This is a genomic window from Dysgonomonas sp. 511, from assembly GCF_010501105.1.
In the GTDB taxonomy this organism is placed as follows: domain Bacteria; phylum Bacteroidota; class Bacteroidia; order Bacteroidales; family Dysgonomonadaceae; genus Dysgonomonas.
Window position 1 is genome coordinate 1 of record NZ_QVMQ01000013.1, and the last position, 17073, is coordinate 17073.

The window sequence follows — 17073 nt, forward strand, 5'->3', positions numbered from 1 at the left end:
TTATGCCTAAATTTGAAACGAGATACAAGAATAATTTCTCCACCAAGAAAATTCATTCTTTGTGGAGAAAACTATGAGGGAATTATTCAGTGAACCCTATGTATAACTTTGGCAAATGATTGATACTAAAGACATAGGGCTTGTGCTCGAAGGCGGAGGAATGCGTGGCGTGTTTACCTGCGGCGTGTTAGACTATTTTATGGACAACGATATAGAATTTCCATATGCCATAGGAGTCTCGGCCGGGGCATGCAACGGATTGTCGTATATGTCGAAACAACGGGGCAGAGCTAAGTTTAGCAATATAGACCTGCTGGACAAATATAAATATATAGGGATAAAGCACCTGATAAAGAAACGCAATATCATGGACTTCGACTTGCTGTTCCATGAGTTCCCCGAGAACATAATACCATACAACTACAACGCTTATTTTGCATCGCCTCGCCGCTTCGAGATGGTGACGTCCAACTGCCTGACAGGCAAAGCGGAATACTTTGAGGAAAAGAGTGACAGCAAACGGGTTATCGACATCGTGAAGGCTTCGAGCAGCTTACCTTTTCTTTGCCCTATAACTTATGTAGACGACATTCCCATGCTGGATGGAGGCATTTGCGACTCCATACCGGTGAGGAGGGCAATGGAGCAGGGATACAAGAAGAATGTAGTCGTGCTGACGCGCAACAGGGGATACCGCAAGGTGAGCAGGGATATAAAAATACCGTCATTCATCTACCGTAAATATCCGGCTATGCGCGAAGCCCTGAGCAACAGGAACAACCTTTACAATGCTCAATTGGAACTGGTAGAACAGCTTGAAGATAGAGGGGAGGTATTCGTTATCCGTCCTTTGAATCCGATAATGGTAGACAGGATAGAGAAAGATATAGACAAACTCACAAACCTGTATAATGAGGGGTATGAGTGCGGCAGGCAGGTTGAAGAATACTTAAAGTAGTTCGAAAGTATATCCCTGGTCTTTAAGCCATTCTATGCTAAGAGGTAAGGCACATTTCATATTATGCTCGGCTTTTACCGAGTCGTGGAATACAATAACCGAACCGTCGCGCGTGTATTTCTTTACATTCTCTAATACCTGTTGAGGTGTCAGCAGTTTGCTGTAGTCGCGGGTTACAACGTCCCACATTACAATCTGATAATGTTTTCGTAATGTAAAGAACTGAGGGATACGCATATGTCCATGTGGCGGGCGAAACAGGTCGGATTCGATATGCTCCGACGCCAGACGCGAGTTCTCCAGATAACGTTTCGAGAATGTCCTGATTCCTTGCAGATGATTGAAAGTATGGTTTCCGACTCTATGGCCTCGTTCGAGTACCATCTTGTAGATATCGGGGTGCTTATGTACATTGTCGCCTACACAAAAGAAGGTAGCTTTGATGCCGTACTTATCCAGGAGGTCGAGCACCCAGGGCGTAATCTCGGGAATAGGACCATCGTCGAATGTAAGGTACACAGTCTTTTGCCCTATTATGGGCTTTCGCCATATAGCTCCGGGAAAGAGCATGCGGTATATTATAGGGGGTTGTTCAATCAGCATATAGCCTGAAAAGGATAAGGATTCCGCTATTGCAGGGAATCCTTATACATCAATATAGTTTTAGTTTGAATAATACTTCTTCAATAGCTCGGGAGTGAACTTTTGCATCATTCCGCCAATACGGTCTATCAATGCTTTCTCCGAGTTCCTGACAACTGTGTCTTCGTCGAACATATAGCCACGCATTGTTATGCGCATAAGGTAATCCAGTGGATGGTTTCTGTCGTTAAAGTTAATCCTGTTGTTCAGGAACATCTCCGTTTCGCCCATTATCTGAGACGCGAAAACGTTATACTTATCTCTATCGAAGCGTTGGTAGACATCGAGTATCTGTAGTTTGATATTCATTATCTCGCGAATATCAGTACTACAACTTTGCATATCACGTACTTCCATGCTTGCATACCATTTCAGGCTTCCGTCTGCGCGGTACAGTATTTCATCTATTATCTGTTGAGCCTTTTCCGGCTTGCCCAGATGATAGTAGGCATCGGCAAAGGCAACAGACTCTATCCCACGAGGCACTGTATTGCCCGGAATAGCTTCCATGCATTTATCGAGAGCGATCAACGCCTTGTCGTCCTTACCCTGCATAAGCAAAGCGGAAACCAGTTCGGAGAACATCAGGCGGAACGAACGGCACATGCGCAGGCAGTTCTCGTCCAGGTAAATATTAGGGTTCTCTATTCCACCCCATTTGTACTTGTTGACCATGTTGTCGAACATCACATCGGTATGTACACCTGTGCTGTCTGCTTCGCCCGGTACAATGCGGTATGTTATACCTTCGAGCACCGAATGCTGGTTCAGCTTCAATGGTGGTTCGCCAATGGTAACGGCATAGTACATCGGGCGTTTCCAGCCATCTTTATTTATATTGTTGAGCATCTCCAGTATCATTATTTCCTGCCTGTAGATTCCTCCTTTGTTATCTCCTACGTTAATAATGAAGTCTTTAGCAGGTGTGCTGCCTAAAGCATTCCAGTTTACAGAAGATTCATCGATCGGCATCTTGAAGATGCTGGCAGGTACAATAACGCCCTTGTCTATCCCGAATGGGTTGTATGGGGCATAATTGTCTTTCGTCCTGACAATGTCTAATACGTCTGACAATAGCATTGTATCTTTATAGACTTGAGTATCATAGTAGTCTCCAAAATTGATGCGGCTGAGTTTATTCTCGTTCGAAGACTTGAACTCCCTTATCAGGACAGACTCGATATCTTTCTTCGATAATACATAGGCCGATTGTCCTTTCGAACCCTGATAGCGGTCTTCCGTCCACTCTATCGGCAGGGCAGGAGAATCGTAAGCGTCGCGGCGCATTTGGTCTACATACCAGTCTGTTTGTAGGTAGCTGAGGTTACATACACGTACATCGGTGCGGAAACCTTCTACCTCCTGTGCATACCACAATGGGAATGTATCATTATCTCCCATCGAGAAGAGGATAGCGTTTGGCTCGCAGCCAACAAGGTAGTTTTGGCCGAAGTCGCGCATTACGTAACGTCCGGAACGATCGTGGTCGTCCCAGTTTTCCGATGCCATTTGTATAGGTACAAATAAGGAAACGACGGTGGCTATAGCCGCAGCCGGTGTTTCCGGCAACCATTTCTTCAGCAGCTTCCAGATGAAGGCTACGCCGAAGCCGATCCATATGCAGAAGGCATAGAACGAACCTGCATAGGCGTAATCGCGCTCGCGCGGCTCGAACGGTTGTTGATTCAGATATATGATGATGGCTATACCAGTCATAAAGAACAGCATGAAGGTGACAAGGAACTGTTGTTCCCCTTCTTTACGTTTCGACAACTGGAAAGCAATACCCAAGATACCTAGTATCAATGGCAGCATGTAATACTTATTGTGTCCTTTATTTTCGGCTATACTTGGCGGCAGGTTGTCCTGAGGGCCTCTGCCCAATAGTTCGTCGATGAATCCGATGCCTGTTATCCAGTTTCCATCGGCAAGGTTGCCCACCGATTGTATATCATTTTGGCGGCCCGAGAAGTTCCACATGAAATAGCGGAAGTACATGAAATTCAACTGATAATCGAAGAAGAATCTCAGGTTTTCGAACATTGTAGGAGGTACGGAAGTGTCTTTTATTCCTCCCCATATCTGATATCCCAACACGTGCCTGCTCTCGGAAGAGTACATACGTGGCGCAAGCATTGTGTTGGTAAGCCCGTATGTCGGGATCGTGCCTGTAACAACATATTCGTCTTTCTGATCGGGAGATGTTTTTGCTACCTTGTCGTAGGTTTTCTTTTCGCTTTCGGGTGCAGCAAGGCGGCCAGTTGCGGCATCTCTTTTTTCTGTGGAAGCATATGTTTTACCATAGAACAGCGGGCGGTCTCCATATTGTTCACGGTTAAGGTAGCTAGCCAGTGTAAATACATTCTCAGGCGAGTTCTGATCCATTGGCGTATTGGCTATCGAACGAATAGGTATCAACGCGAATGATGAGTAGCCTATCAATATCACCAACAGGCAAAGGATACTGGTGTTTAAGAGCCGTGCTGTAACAATGTTCTTCGTAAAGAAGACAAAGGCAATAAGCCCACCCAACAAGATTATCCACAAGAGAATATCCGAGCCTATGAATGTAACGCCACTAAGTGCCATACAAACAATGAAGGCAATCTTGGCTCTTTTTATATCGCCTTTTGGGGAGATGGTTTCGTATAATCCCCAAAGGATAGAAATGCCAAGGAGTATAATGTATGTCAATGCTCCCGAATTGTATGAGAAACCTAAAGTGTTGACAAAGAACAGTTCGAACCATCCTCCTACTTTCGTAAACCCTGGAATTATACCATACATTAATATAACGATAAGCATGAACGAGCCAGCGAGAACGAGCAACGTATCGCGCAGACTTACATTTTTTGCTTTCTTGAAATAATATACCAACCCTATAGCCGGGATACATAGCAGGTTCAAAAGATGGACACCTATAGAGAGTCCCATTGCATATGCAATGAGCACAAGCCATTTGTCTGCGCCCGGTTGATCTGCCCGGTTCTCCCATTTCAGTATCAGCCAGAACACAAGAGCCGTGAACATGGATGAATAGGCATATACCTCGCCTTCTACTGCCGAGTACCAGAATGTATCGGTAAATGTATATGCTAATGCTCCCACAAGTCCGCTGCCTATTATAACGATAAGCTGTCCGAGAGTCATTTCTTTGGTCGTATCTGTATAGATAAGCTTACGGGCGAGATGTGTAATTGTCCAGAACAGGAACAAGATAGTCAATGCACTCAACAATGCTGACATCCTGTTTACCATAATGGCAACTTGGGTAGGGTCGGATGCAAACAGCGAAAAGAACTTACCGGTCAGCATGAAGAAAGGTGCTCCCGGAGGGTGTCCTACTTCTAGTTTGTAAGCTGATGTAATGAACTCCCCACAATCCCAGAAACTGGCTGTAGGTTCAACAGTCATAAGGTAAACAACTGCGGCAACAGCAAAACTGATCCAGCCGAAAACATTGTTTATCAGGTTATATTTTCTCATAATAAGAACGAGTATGAATAGTTTCGTCTATTTAAATGCTTGTTTTTTACACATTTGGATGCAAAGATAGTTAAATGCCCGAAAGTATCGTTTCTTTAGGGTTCGTTTTTGGCATTTAAATTAAAAAACTTCTTAAAAAGACCAAACCGGATAAGGAGTTAGGGGAGGGTAATAAGCTAGATGCTGCTTAATTGAGATTGGGTGAAACTACAGTTAAGAGATGCCTGTCTTTATCGAGGATTTCGTACTGGGAGTTTTGGCTTACATATTCCGGCACCAAGGTCTTCATAAGGCTCACCAACCGTATGATATCTTCTTCTCTGGCATATCCTATCATTTCGTCGATAATAGGTTCTATTTCCGAGAATTTATATTCACGCACTTTGGCTATCATCACCTTTTCGTGGGATGTAGGGATAGTTGTTTCCGAATCGTTCAGGAGTTCTTCGTATAATTTCTCTCCCGGGCGTAATCCGGAGAACTTAATTTCGATGTCTTTTTCCGGTTCTAAACCAGCCAGCTTGATCATTTTCTTGGCCATATCCAGAATCTTGACTGGTTCGCCCATATCAAAAACATATATATGCCCGGAATTTCCTATATGAGATGCTTCCAGTACCAACCGGCAAGCCTCTGGTATAGTCATAAAATAGCGGGTAATATCGGCGTGTGTAACGGTGAGAGGCCCTCCTGATTCAATTTGCTTGCGGAACAATGGTATAACAGAGCCATTGCTGCCCAGCACATTGCCGAAACGGGTAGTTACAAATTTTGTATTCGATTTATTCTTATTCTTGTCGATAGCAGCACTTTGGGTATAAATTTCGGCTATGCGTTTCGATGCTCCCATTATGTTTGTCGGATTTACAGCCTTGTCGGTAGAAACCATGACAAACATCTCCACTGAATGCTCTATAGACAAATCGGCGACGTTTTTTGTGCCTTTTACATTCGTTATGATGGCTTCGCAAGGACATTTCTCCATCATCGGTACGTGCTTGTATGCTGCTGCGTGATAGACGATATCAGGAGACACATTGTGGAAGACTTTGCTAAGTTTGTTCTTATTCCTTATGTCGGCTATAACGGCTATAAAGTTCAAATGCGGATATTTTTTCTCCAACTCTATATTCAGGTCGTTCAGTGGCGTTTCGGCCTGATCGAGACAGATAACACATTTGGGTGAGAAATTGGCTAGCTGCCTTACAATCTCACTGCCGATAGAACCGGCTGCACCAGTCACCATTACTGTCTTGCCATTGACGCATTCGCCTATGGAATCCATACTGATTTTTATTTCGGGGCGACTAAGCAAGTCTTCTATCTGCAATGGCCTGATCTCCTGATGGGTTGCATCATCAACCGATTTTATCCGCGACAGGTTCCTTAATGGGACTATATAAATCCTTATGTTCTTGGCTAAGAGTTTCTCAATATAGTTCGCATCGCGTTTTAGGATATCTCTATCCGTGAACAGGATGTTTTTTATATTGTATTTAGCAATATCCTCTATATCATTTATTATCAATATAGGGAGATTGGTCAATTGCCTGAAATTAGGGCTGTATTCTTTCAATATAAAGCCTTTGATTGTAAATCTGCTGCCTGGGGCATTTGTCATTTGTTCCAAAGATACGTCTTGCTCATCAGCACTCCATACATAAACCGGCGTCGGCTGATGTGTGGCAAATGCGGATACGAGGCGCTGAAATATGGAGATAACGACTATGCGGAAAAGAAACAGTCCTGTAAAACTCAGAAAAAAGAATGCGCAGCAGTAAGCTAATGTAACGCTTCCTGCCATTCCTAGGGCAAAGTGCAGTGTTGTGAAAATAAACGCATTTGTAGCTATAGAAGCCAGGAATAAGCGCTTTATCTCGTGAATAGTGGAGTAACGAACGATGCCTTGAAAGGTTCTCAGCAACAGGAAAAAGACTAAGCTATAGGAAAAGGCAATAATGAAATATGTGACAAAATCGGGATGTTGGATAGTCCCCATATTGTTATATATCTGCAATACTACAAAGTAAGACAAGAAAGACGCAAAAGATACGATAGCAAGATCTATTATAAGAACGAGCCACCTGCTTAAATATTTTTTTTCCAAGAAAGACTTAAATATCCTATCAAAAAACCTCTTTATTACATCCATAATGATTATAAATAAACAAGACTGGATAAAAATATATCCTGAAATCTTCGAAAAAAATCAAAAATAAATTGTCTTAGGTTCGTCTTTTGGCAAAGCATCAAGTTCAAAGATATGAATAAAACTGATGTTGTCCAAAAGCTTTTTCCATTTTTTGCGAATGATTACAATTTCCTTATCGTCCTCTCTATTACTTAAATAATGCCTTTACGACACCGACAACTCTCTCTAATTCATGCCTCTCTAATATAGAACCCGAAGGCAGACATAGGCCTCTGTCGAACAAATCGTCCGAAACGCCTTCTCCATAATAAGGGCAATCCTTAAATATTGGTTGCAAATGCATCGGTTTCCATAAAGGGCGCGACTCGATGTTTGCTGCATCTAAAGCCAACCTTAAATCTTCACGTGTTACACCATTCGATTTCTCCGTATCTATCAAGATTGATGTCAACCAATAGTTCGAATAGAAATCGGGTGTAGGCTCAGATTGAAAACTAATGGCATCTATGTTGCTAAAAGCTTCTCTGTAATAACAGTTATTGGCCCTTCTTTGTTCGATGCGTTCGGGCAGGACTAGCATTTGCCCTCTGCCAATGCCGGCCACAACATTGCTCATACGATAGTTGTATCCGATGTGAGTATGCTGATAATGAGGGGCTGCATCGCGCGCCTGTGTGGCTAAAAATCTTGCTTTCTTAACAAAATCTTCATCCTTTGCCACTAAAGCTCCACCTCCCGATGTTGTTATAATTTTGTTGCCATTGAACGACAAAGCAGAAATATCGCCTAATAGACCACAATGCGTATTTTTATATTTTGAGCCTAATGCTTCGGCAGCATCTTCCAGTATAGGTATCTCATATTTGTTGGATATTGCTATAATCTCGTCCATCTTGGCAGGCATGCCGTACAAGTGGACAGGAATAATGGCTTTAGGCTTTTTTCCTGTCGATAAGCGGTCTTTTATTGCCCGTTCTAAATGTTCGGGAGACATATTCCATGTATCTTTCTCACTATCTACAAAGATGGGGGTTGCGCCTTGATAAGCTATCGGATTGGCTGAGGCTGAGAATGTAAAACTTTGGCAAAGCACTTCGTCTCCTGCTTTTACATCTAATATAACCAAGCCGAGGTGCAATGCTGCTGTACCTGCACTCAATGCTGCAACATGGCTTCCTTCGCCTAAGAATGTTGCCAAGTCTTTTTCAAATGCATCTACATTTGGCCCCATTGGTACTACCCAATTGGTGTCGAACGCTTCTTGTATAAATTCTTGTTCGCGACCTCCCATGTGGGCAAGGGAGAGCCAGATACGGTTATTATTCATTATTTACAGTTTTATATATTTTACAGGGATTACCTACAGCCATTATGTTGTCTGGAATATTTTTACGAACAACTGAACCTGCACCTATTACAGCCCATTTTCCAATTTTTACACCGGGTATGATTATCGAACCTGCTCCGATAAATGAGCCTTCTCCAACTTCCACATTACCACAGAGGTTACATCCTGGGGCGATATGTACAAAATCGTGTATTATACAATCATGGTCTACTGTTGCTCCTGTATTAATAATAGTATGTTTCCCAACATTCACCGAAGATTGAACAATAGCACCTTGCATAATAACACTTCCTTGCCCGATATGTACAGTTTCTGAAACGACTGCAGTATGTGCTATAGCTCGAGTGTATATTACATCTTTAAGATTATCCACAATCTTTTTTCGGATTTCATTATTTCCTATACTAACGATTAAAGGAGAAGCAATTTCTTTATGATGAACAACTGGTATGCCTATTAGTTCAACAAGAGCTTCATTATCATCATATATCTCAGGAACAATCAGATTGTGTTCTTCCAAGATGTCAGCAATTACTTTGGCATGCCCTCCGGCTCCGTATAAATATACTTTTCCCATCTCTGTTAATTGGTGTTTCCTTTAAATTTTTCCATTGTGACACTTGTATCAGAACTTATTCCTTCTTTTCGAAAAACTTTTACAAAGGTCAAAAATAATATCCTCAAATCCAACAGAAAAGAGACGTTATCCACATACCATACATCGAATGCAAACTTCTCATCCCAGGAAATAGCATTCCGTCCATTTACTTGCGCCCACCCGGTGATACCCGGACGGACTTCATGCCTGCGCTTTTGTGTTTCGTTGTACAAAGGCAGGTACTCTTCGAGCAACGGTCTCGGTCCTATCAGGCTCATGTCGCCTTTTATGACATTCAGCAATTGGGGTATTTCATCCAATGAGGTTTTTCTTACAAAAGTGCCGACCGAGGTTAAACGTTCTGCATCGGATAATAAATTCCCATCTTTATCCTTTTTGTCATTCATTGTTTTAAACTTGATAACCTTGAAAATCTGACCATTTTTTCCGGGACGTCTTTGGAAAAAGAATGGTTTGCCATTGTTGGCAATTGCTAAAAATAAAGTTATAAGCAGGAATATAGGTGAGAGAAGAATGAATCCTACAAATGAAAACGAAAAATCGACCCCTCTTTTAATATATTTCTTATACATCCTTTTTGTATCGTTTTTCTAAAGCTTTATACTCTTCAAGTAAGGCTTCCCAGACTTTTTTTTGTTCGTAACGCGATATTATCATTTCTCGAGCATTCAATCTCAATTGTTGGAGATAATTCTTGTCGACTACAAATTTAATCATTTTATCTTCTAATACCATAGCATTTTTGGAAGGAATAATTGTGCCATTGTTTCCTTCCTCAATGATTTCGTTACAGCCATTTATGTTTGTAACAATTGCCGGTAAGCCCATTGCTCCGGCTTGCATTACAACATTGGGGAATCCTTCTCTATAACTGGGGAAAACTAAAGCATCGGATATTGCGAAATAGGGACGTACATCTGATTGCCAACCAATGGATATAATATGTTTATTTTTATTTATTACATCAAGTGTTTCTTCTTTTAACGGATCTAAATTAGACTCTAATGGGCCAACCAGCAGAAGTTTTACTTCTGTATATTTCTGGTTTATATTGTCAAAAGCTTTTATCAGTTCATTTATACCCTTGTCGGATACAAGACGGCCGACAAAAATGAATACGAAATCGTTTTCGTTTATATTTAATTCTTTTTTTAAACTTTGTTGTTGGCTGCTACTAAATAATAATGGGTTGAAAAAGGAAGTATCTATTCCATTTATATTACCATTGGCTATCACCTTGAGGGGTTTCGATGTTATTTTATATTGAATAAGATCTTTTTTTACACCCAGTCCTTCGGGATAAATGTTTGTTGCGCATCGGCATAATAGCCTATCCATCAGTATAAGAATAGATTGTAATATTCCATTTTTGGAAGGGAATATTAAACCTGTAAACGTGTGCATACGTATAGGAATGCCTGCAAATTTAGCGGCTAACATAGATAATAATCCAGCTTTTGGAGTAATAGAATGAACTATATAGGGTTGCTCTTTCTTAAAATATTTGTACAATAGATACAACGCCCTTAAATCTTTCAAAGGGCTGATTTTTCGTTCAATACAAATAGACCTGGTGCGAATGCCTTCTCTTTCTGCAACCGCATCTAAATCTTCGCCAGGGGAACTGATTCCTGTTATATCATAATATTGATTTAGATAACGCAGCTGTCCTTTAAGTAGTATATTCAAGGATATAGGGACAGTGGATATGCGGAAAAGCTTTTTTTTATGAGATAACTCCATTTGTTATGTTCATATTACATTTATTTACGACATTATTCTTTTATAGACATCTTCGTATGCATTAACGGTCTTTTGGATATCGTATTCAGAAGCTCGTTGCATACATTTTTCAGCTATTTGCTGATAGTAGGACTTATTATTCATTAGTTCTTGAATAATACGAGCCAAAGCTTTCTCATCTCCTTTGGGGAATAATATCCCTGCACCTTCTGTTATTTCATGCAATCCATCTACATCACTTGCGATAAAAGGCTTCCCAACCGACATTCCCTCTATACTTGATAAAGAAAGTCCTTCATAATGGGAGGACATTACGATTATATCTGATGCCTTCAATATCTGTGGTATATCGCTTCGTATACCTGTAAATATAACACGATCTGTTAATTCTAGTTCTCTGGCTAAGGTTTCACACACTTTACGTCGTGGGCCCTCTCCGACTAAACATAATTTATATTGCAATGGCAGATAAGAAAAGGCACGAATTACAGTATCTTGATCTTTTTCATGACGAAATCCAGCGACCATAGTTATTATTATAGCTTTTGGATCCGAAACGAGTTCTTTTTTATCCAATGTTTCCGCATCATAAAAAGTTGATATATTTATACCATTTGATATCATGTGAAATTTTTCACTATAACCAATATATTCACTCAAGAAATCCAATGTTTTAGGGGAAATAGAAATAATAGTATCGTATCTTTCGTATATGAATTTATCCAATAAGTAAAAACAAGGTGTTGACCGTCTTCGATTATTTGGACTATGTTCTGTTGTTACAAGTTTTACTTTACTAAAAGAAATATATTTAGCTAGAGCAACAAAATATTGGCAAGCGGTATTATGAGTATGTATTATATCATAATGTTTAAGAAAAGATATTATCTTAAAAATAAAAAGAGGATTATAAACGGATTGTCCTATTTCCAAATGATGTATGTTTACTCCTTTGTCTTGCAACTGTTTCTTGAAAGAGGTTTCGGTTCCATCAAACAATAGGACATCCACCTGATACCCTTTTTCGATATATAGTGGAACCATATCTACAATTAGCTTCTCGGCTCCTCCAAAATTAAGAGATGTTATGACCTGTAAGATACGCATATACTTAAAGTTTATATACAATATATTTCCCTGTTGGATTGTCTCTTCTTATTATTTTATTTTGAGAATTTATTACAATCGAATCATCAGGAACATCGAAGTTTACAAATGAATTGGGAGCGATTAAGACATTATTTCCGATTTTAATATTACCAACAACTACTGAATTGGGCTGCATACACACATTATCTCCTATAATTGGAGTTCCTCTCTTTTTTCCTTCAGAAGAACCAACAGTACAACCTTGAGCAATATTAAAGTTTTTTCCTATTATAGCCCCTGGATGAATAACAATCAACCCAAAATGTACGATTCGAAACCCTCTATCAATAGATGTCTGATATGGGATTTGTATCCCATACTTTATAGAATATCTACGTAATAAGAAAAAATACAAAGGAAATAACCAATTTTTCTTTTGACAATTACGAAGAAAGTAAATATATCTAAACCCTGGAGTAAAGAGTGTATATCTAAATAAAGACTTCAAGCTTCGGTTCCCAATATATCGATATAAGTCATCATATATGAAAGATTTTTTCTTCATCATTTTCTTTTTTTTAATTTAAGACGGATATATAGATTCAATAAAATTCCAAATGGGAACGATGCAATTATAAGTTTCATATTGGATACTTTTGCCAAATATGATATATCTTTAATAAAAATAACAGAGGATACCAAGTGTGTAGCATTCTTAAATCTTTCAATAAATGTCAATCCGTATTTAATTCTTGACAATCTTGAGAAAGCAAATCCTTTCGGATTATTTTTATATTGTCTAAATATATTTTTCGTAGAACCGTCAGCTAGATATTCGACTATACAAAATACCTTATTGACTGGTTTTAAATAATAATCTTGATCAATAAGCAAGTATTTATAATCTAAAGGAACAAATTTCTCGCCTTTAAAAACAGGATATTCGGGATAAGAGTTGACTATATCTGTTTTATAAACAAGTTTTTTATCACCTTTTACTTTGTATAATTGATATAATTCATTTAGTTTTACTTGATTTAGAAATTCTGGAATTTTTGTTCCAATAATAGAGCCATCTTCAATAGCATCTAATCCAATAATTCCGGCACAAGTCGGATTATCATCTATAGGTTTTATTTCGTTTAATATCTCTTCTATTGCATTTCGGGGCATATAATCATCAGAATCTATACAGATATTATATTTAGTTGTAATATTTTGATATGCTGTATTATGTGCTCCGTGCATACCTTGATTTTCCTGATAGATATAGCGAATAGGTATTTTGTTTTCTTCAATCCATTGGTCAACTAGCTCTTTCGTATTATCACTAGAGCCATCATCTATAATAAGCCAAATAAAGTCTTTACTTGTTTGCCTGCATAAACTCTCATATGTACGCCATATTGTATGGGCACGATTATAGGCTGGAGTAAATACTGTAAGCATTTTATTTTCTATCATCCTTTAATCCACATTAAAAAAGTAAATAAAACATGAGCCATCAATATAAGCCCAACCTTCTTGCCTTGATTTTTCCAAATAGGTAGCATCAATAATGGATATGCTAAGACGATCGGATACATAAACCATGAAAGATAGGCAAAACGATTGGAGAAACTGGCACGAATCAACATAACCCAGAAGGCATTTGCCAATATGTATGTGTGCAATAGTAACAAGTACTGGGAATCATATATTTTTTCCTTAAACACAACATACCAGCCTAATAGAATTGGCATGGCACTATACAAAAGAAAATCCCAGCGAAATCCGACACTACTAAATTGGTCATCGTATTCTCTATTGGTTAAATAATTATCTAACCGATCGTCAAATCCGAGCCCTGAAAAAATGTTTTCAACAAAGCTTCCTGCCACAGCACTGATAATAATAGAAAAGAACCAAAAGGAATAGATAACTTTAGTCTTCTGGTAGAAACAGGAGATAATCATACAAAGAATTGGTAATGCAGTAGACTTGTGAATACTAAAAGCTACGAAGCACAATATACCTGCGATTACTTGATCTCTTGTTTTCCCTTTTATGAAAGAAAGAGCTAAAATGACAAAACTACAAGCTAAACCATTCCGAATGCCATTAGTCCCATAAGAAAAAAAGGAAAAGGCTCCAAAACAAAATATTATTGCTAGCGTGGCATTATTAGATATCAGTCGTTTGCATGCCCATAATATAAGTAATACATATCCAGCTTCGACAAGCAGAAAGAATCCGTGGACATCCATAAATAGAGCGCATGTAGACATTAACCAGCTGAAAAGCCAATCTGAGGAATCAGGATCGTAAAACGCAGTATTGGCTTGAAGTGCATAATAAGACGATGCATAGTTTATGGTATCTCCAAAATAATAGCCTGAAACTGGTCTTAATCCAACCAGAATAATAAACAACACAACATATAATAAAATAAATGGGCTATTATTATTCTTTTCAAGAAAAGTATTTGAATGCTTATTTAAGTATATAGTATATATACACGAAATTAATAATGTAGAGAATATATAAGCAGGGTAATAAGATGCTGGAGAAAACATATTTTATCTTATTATTTCATAATTACAACAAATCTAATTTTTATCGAATAGTTTATAAAAACTATGGGATTCGGATATTAAATTATCGTTTAATACATTAATCTATCAAGCTGTATATCTTACGCACTTCATCGGAGTTGGAATAATCTGTCAACTTACAATTGTTTATTAGTTTTTTCTGTAAATCCGAATTTTGTAACAAGTATGAAATACCTTCTGCACAGCTTTCATTGTCCAAAGGTACAATAATTCCATCAAAACCATCCTGTAATTGGCTGGAAGAAGTTGCAAAATTTGTTATAACAACGGGCTTGCACAATATTTGTGCTTCGCGAACAGTTACGGCTTTCCCCTCGTATCTTGATGGCTGCACATAGATGTCACACGCTTTTATGTAGGGGTACGGATTCGTTTTTTTTCCTAATATTATTACATTGTTTTGCATTTGTGTTTCTTCTATCTTTGCGCGTATTAATTTTTCATCACCACCATATCCTATTAGATACCACCGAACATTATGCCCTTTTTGTATTAAATATTTACAGATAAAAGGAATATTATCAAAGTTTTTAGCGTCGCAGAAGCGCCCAACAGAGCAAATAGTATATCCATCTTTAACAGAAATTACCTCATTACATATGTTTTCTTTTAGAGACTGATCTCTAATAAAAATGGGAGATAAAATATTTTCTATTAAAACAATTTTGTTCGCTAATGAGGGGAATTGACCCACAAATGAATTTGTACTACTATCCGAGATAGATGCTATATAATTATACTGATTCCACATGCTAAATTCGGTTTTCTTATCAAAATCGAAAAATGAATAATCTGTATGTATCCAAGCTATCTTCTTTTTGCTCTTAACTTTATTGGCAGCAATGTAATGTGGCGTTAAAAAACTTATCGCTAAATCATATTCTTTATTGCTTATAGTAGGCAAAGAGCCTAGTAAATATTTTTGAAGGTAAGTTGGATAGACGAGATTCTCTGGCTTTAACTTATTTTGAGTACAGTACCTTTTTGCAAAAAAATGAGCCTTGAATTTATTAAATAATATGTCAAAATAGCCCTTTTTTAAGACTTTCTTGAAAGGTAATAACATACTGGCATACCTGTTGTTTTGAGGGATCAAGGATACTCCTTTTGGAATCAAGTTCATCAATTCACCATCATGAACAAATAAAAATAAGTCAATCTCATACTTTGTATAATCAAAACCGTTCAATAGGCCGATAAGGCTACGTTCGACTCCGCCGATTCGGAGATTATGAGAAATTATTATTATTTTTTTCATCTATTAATTCTTTAAATAAATCATCCCATAGGGGTACGATACTTTCAGGTAAGTATTTTTCTGCTTTTGTTCGAGCATTTTGTCCCATCTCTATGCGTTTATCTTCATTCTCTATTAGATAAATAATCCTATCTGCTAGTTGTTGAATATCACCAACAGAGACAAGAAAACCATCCTCTCCATTTGTTATAATATCTGCAGGTCCATATGGACAATCGAAAGAAATACAAGGTATACCATATGCCATAGCTTCAATTAATACCATGCCAAAACCTTCGAATCGAGATGTGAGAACGAATATTGAAGATTCCTGATATTTTTCATCAATCATTTTTACAGGATCATGTATAAAAACATTACTTTCAAGATTTTTTTCTATTATAAGGTCATGGTATGACGATTTTTTTTCATTTTTCCCATATATGTCTAATGTCCAGTCGTCATGTGCCTTAGAGACTCTTTCCCATATTTCGATTAGTATATCTTGAGCTTTTTGATAAGATAATTTTCCAACATTTATTACTTTTTTATTTTTCAACTCAGAGATTACTTCCGGATAAAAAGGTAATGGGTTGGCAATAACTTCTATATTCGATAATTTCCATTCTAACTTATTTCTTTCGGTTAAGACAATAAATCTATTATAAAGTCTCCCCCCAATATGCATAAGTTTATATAATATAGAGGTTTTTATGGATCCTAATTTTCCTGTTTGTCGAGATATTTCTTTTGAAACATGCCGCTCATAAATCATAGGACAAGGTTTTCTAAGAATTATGGGCAATAAGAAACCTTTCAATCCATCATCACAAACAGATATTATGTCCGGCTGTATTTTTTTTACAGATCTTATAATGCCCTTGATGTATGAATAAATTCCAGTATAAGACAGAGTATGAAATATTATTTGGGAACTGAATTTATAAAATGGTTCTTTGCCTTCTTCATTCAAGGAAAGTATATGCACCTCATATTTATAATTATCTGCTAAATAGGAGGCTTTAACTGATAAGACTCGTTCAAGTCCACCAGAGCCAGTAATTCCATTGGTGATATATAGTAATTTCATTAAATCAACTTTTTCATTTTTCATCAGTAAAGTTTATACCATTGAAGAAATTCCTACGCATATTCCAAGTAGTATTGGATAAACGTGAATATAGCATCATTAAGATTGCTATAGC

General features: G+C 38.1%; 14 protein-coding genes. 1 reads left to right on the forward strand and 13 read right to left on the reverse strand.

What is annotated here, in order from left to right; genetic code table 11:
* Nucleotides 1–115: 115 nt before the first annotated feature.
* Complete coding sequence (locus D0T57_RS07620) at nucleotides 116–958, forward strand: patatin family protein (RefSeq protein ID WP_163272491.1); 843 nt, start codon at nucleotides 116–118, stop codon at nucleotides 956–958.
* Here D0T57_RS07620 and D0T57_RS07625 read toward each other — a convergent pair.
* From D0T57_RS07625 to D0T57_RS07685, 13 genes are all read right to left on the reverse strand, one after another.
* Entirely contained in the window at nucleotides 950–1561 is a 612-nt protein-coding gene (locus tag D0T57_RS07625) for a polysaccharide deacetylase family protein (RefSeq protein ID WP_163272493.1), read from the reverse strand. The two genes, D0T57_RS07620 and D0T57_RS07625, sit on opposite strands and share 9 nt — an antisense overlap.
* A gap of 60 nt (nucleotides 1562–1621) precedes the next feature.
* Nucleotides 1622–5086: a DUF2723 domain-containing protein gene (locus tag D0T57_RS07630; RefSeq protein ID WP_163272495.1), complete on the reverse strand. Its 3465-nt coding sequence runs from the start codon at nucleotides 5084–5086 to the stop codon at nucleotides 1622–1624.
* A gap of 187 nt (nucleotides 5087–5273) precedes the next feature.
* Nucleotides 5274–7085, reverse strand: coding sequence for a UDP-N-acetylglucosamine 4,6-dehydratase family protein (locus D0T57_RS07635; RefSeq protein ID WP_255490537.1), 1812 nt, complete (start codon nucleotides 7083–7085; stop codon nucleotides 5274–5276).
* Between the two features lie 340 nt (nucleotides 7086–7425).
* Nucleotides 7426–8565: a DegT/DnrJ/EryC1/StrS aminotransferase family protein gene (locus tag D0T57_RS07640; RefSeq protein ID WP_163272499.1), complete on the reverse strand. Its 1140-nt coding sequence runs from the start codon at nucleotides 8563–8565 to the stop codon at nucleotides 7426–7428.
* Nucleotides 8558–9163, reverse strand: coding sequence for an acetyltransferase (locus D0T57_RS07645; RefSeq protein ID WP_163272501.1), 606 nt, complete (start codon nucleotides 9161–9163; stop codon nucleotides 8558–8560). Before D0T57_RS07645 ends, D0T57_RS07640 begins: the two co-directional genes overlap by 8 nt.
* A 5-nt stretch (nucleotides 9164–9168) precedes the next feature.
* Complete coding sequence (locus D0T57_RS07650; protein ID WP_163272504.1) at nucleotides 9169–9777, reverse strand: sugar transferase; 609 nt, start codon at nucleotides 9775–9777, stop codon at nucleotides 9169–9171.
* Nucleotides 9770–10948 (reverse strand): glycosyltransferase family 4 protein, encoded by a 1179-nt coding sequence (locus tag D0T57_RS07655; RefSeq protein WP_163272506.1) that lies wholly within the window; start codon nucleotides 10946–10948, stop codon nucleotides 9770–9772. Before D0T57_RS07655 ends, D0T57_RS07650 begins: the two co-directional genes overlap by 8 nt.
* Before the next feature lie 24 nt (nucleotides 10949–10972).
* Nucleotides 10973–12055 (reverse strand): glycosyltransferase, encoded by a 1083-nt coding sequence (locus D0T57_RS07660; RefSeq protein ID WP_163272508.1) that lies wholly within the window; start codon nucleotides 12053–12055, stop codon nucleotides 10973–10975.
* 4 nt (nucleotides 12056–12059) lie between these two features.
* Nucleotides 12060–12605 carry a serine O-acetyltransferase gene (locus D0T57_RS07665; protein WP_163272511.1) on the reverse strand — a complete coding sequence of 182 codons (546 nt, stop codon included), beginning with the start codon at nucleotides 12603–12605 and terminating at the stop codon, nucleotides 12060–12062.
* Nucleotides 12602–13501 carry a glycosyltransferase family A protein gene (locus D0T57_RS07670; RefSeq protein WP_163272512.1) on the reverse strand — a complete coding sequence of 300 codons (900 nt, stop codon included), beginning with the start codon at nucleotides 13499–13501 and terminating at the stop codon, nucleotides 12602–12604. The genes D0T57_RS07665 and D0T57_RS07670 overlap by 4 nt, the downstream gene beginning before the upstream one ends.
* Nucleotides 13498–14592, reverse strand: coding sequence for an EpsG family protein (locus D0T57_RS07675; RefSeq protein ID WP_163272514.1), 1095 nt, complete (start codon nucleotides 14590–14592; stop codon nucleotides 13498–13500). The genes D0T57_RS07670 and D0T57_RS07675 overlap by 4 nt, the downstream gene beginning before the upstream one ends.
* A 97-nt stretch (nucleotides 14593–14689) precedes the next feature.
* Entirely contained in the window at nucleotides 14690–15889 is a 1200-nt protein-coding gene (locus D0T57_RS07680) for a glycosyltransferase (protein ID WP_163272516.1), read from the reverse strand.
* Nucleotides 15861–16982: a glycosyltransferase family 4 protein gene (locus D0T57_RS07685; RefSeq protein WP_163272518.1), complete on the reverse strand. Its 1122-nt coding sequence runs from the start codon at nucleotides 16980–16982 to the stop codon at nucleotides 15861–15863. The genes D0T57_RS07680 and D0T57_RS07685 overlap by 29 nt, the downstream gene beginning before the upstream one ends.
* Nucleotides 16983–17073 lie beyond the last annotated feature (91 nt).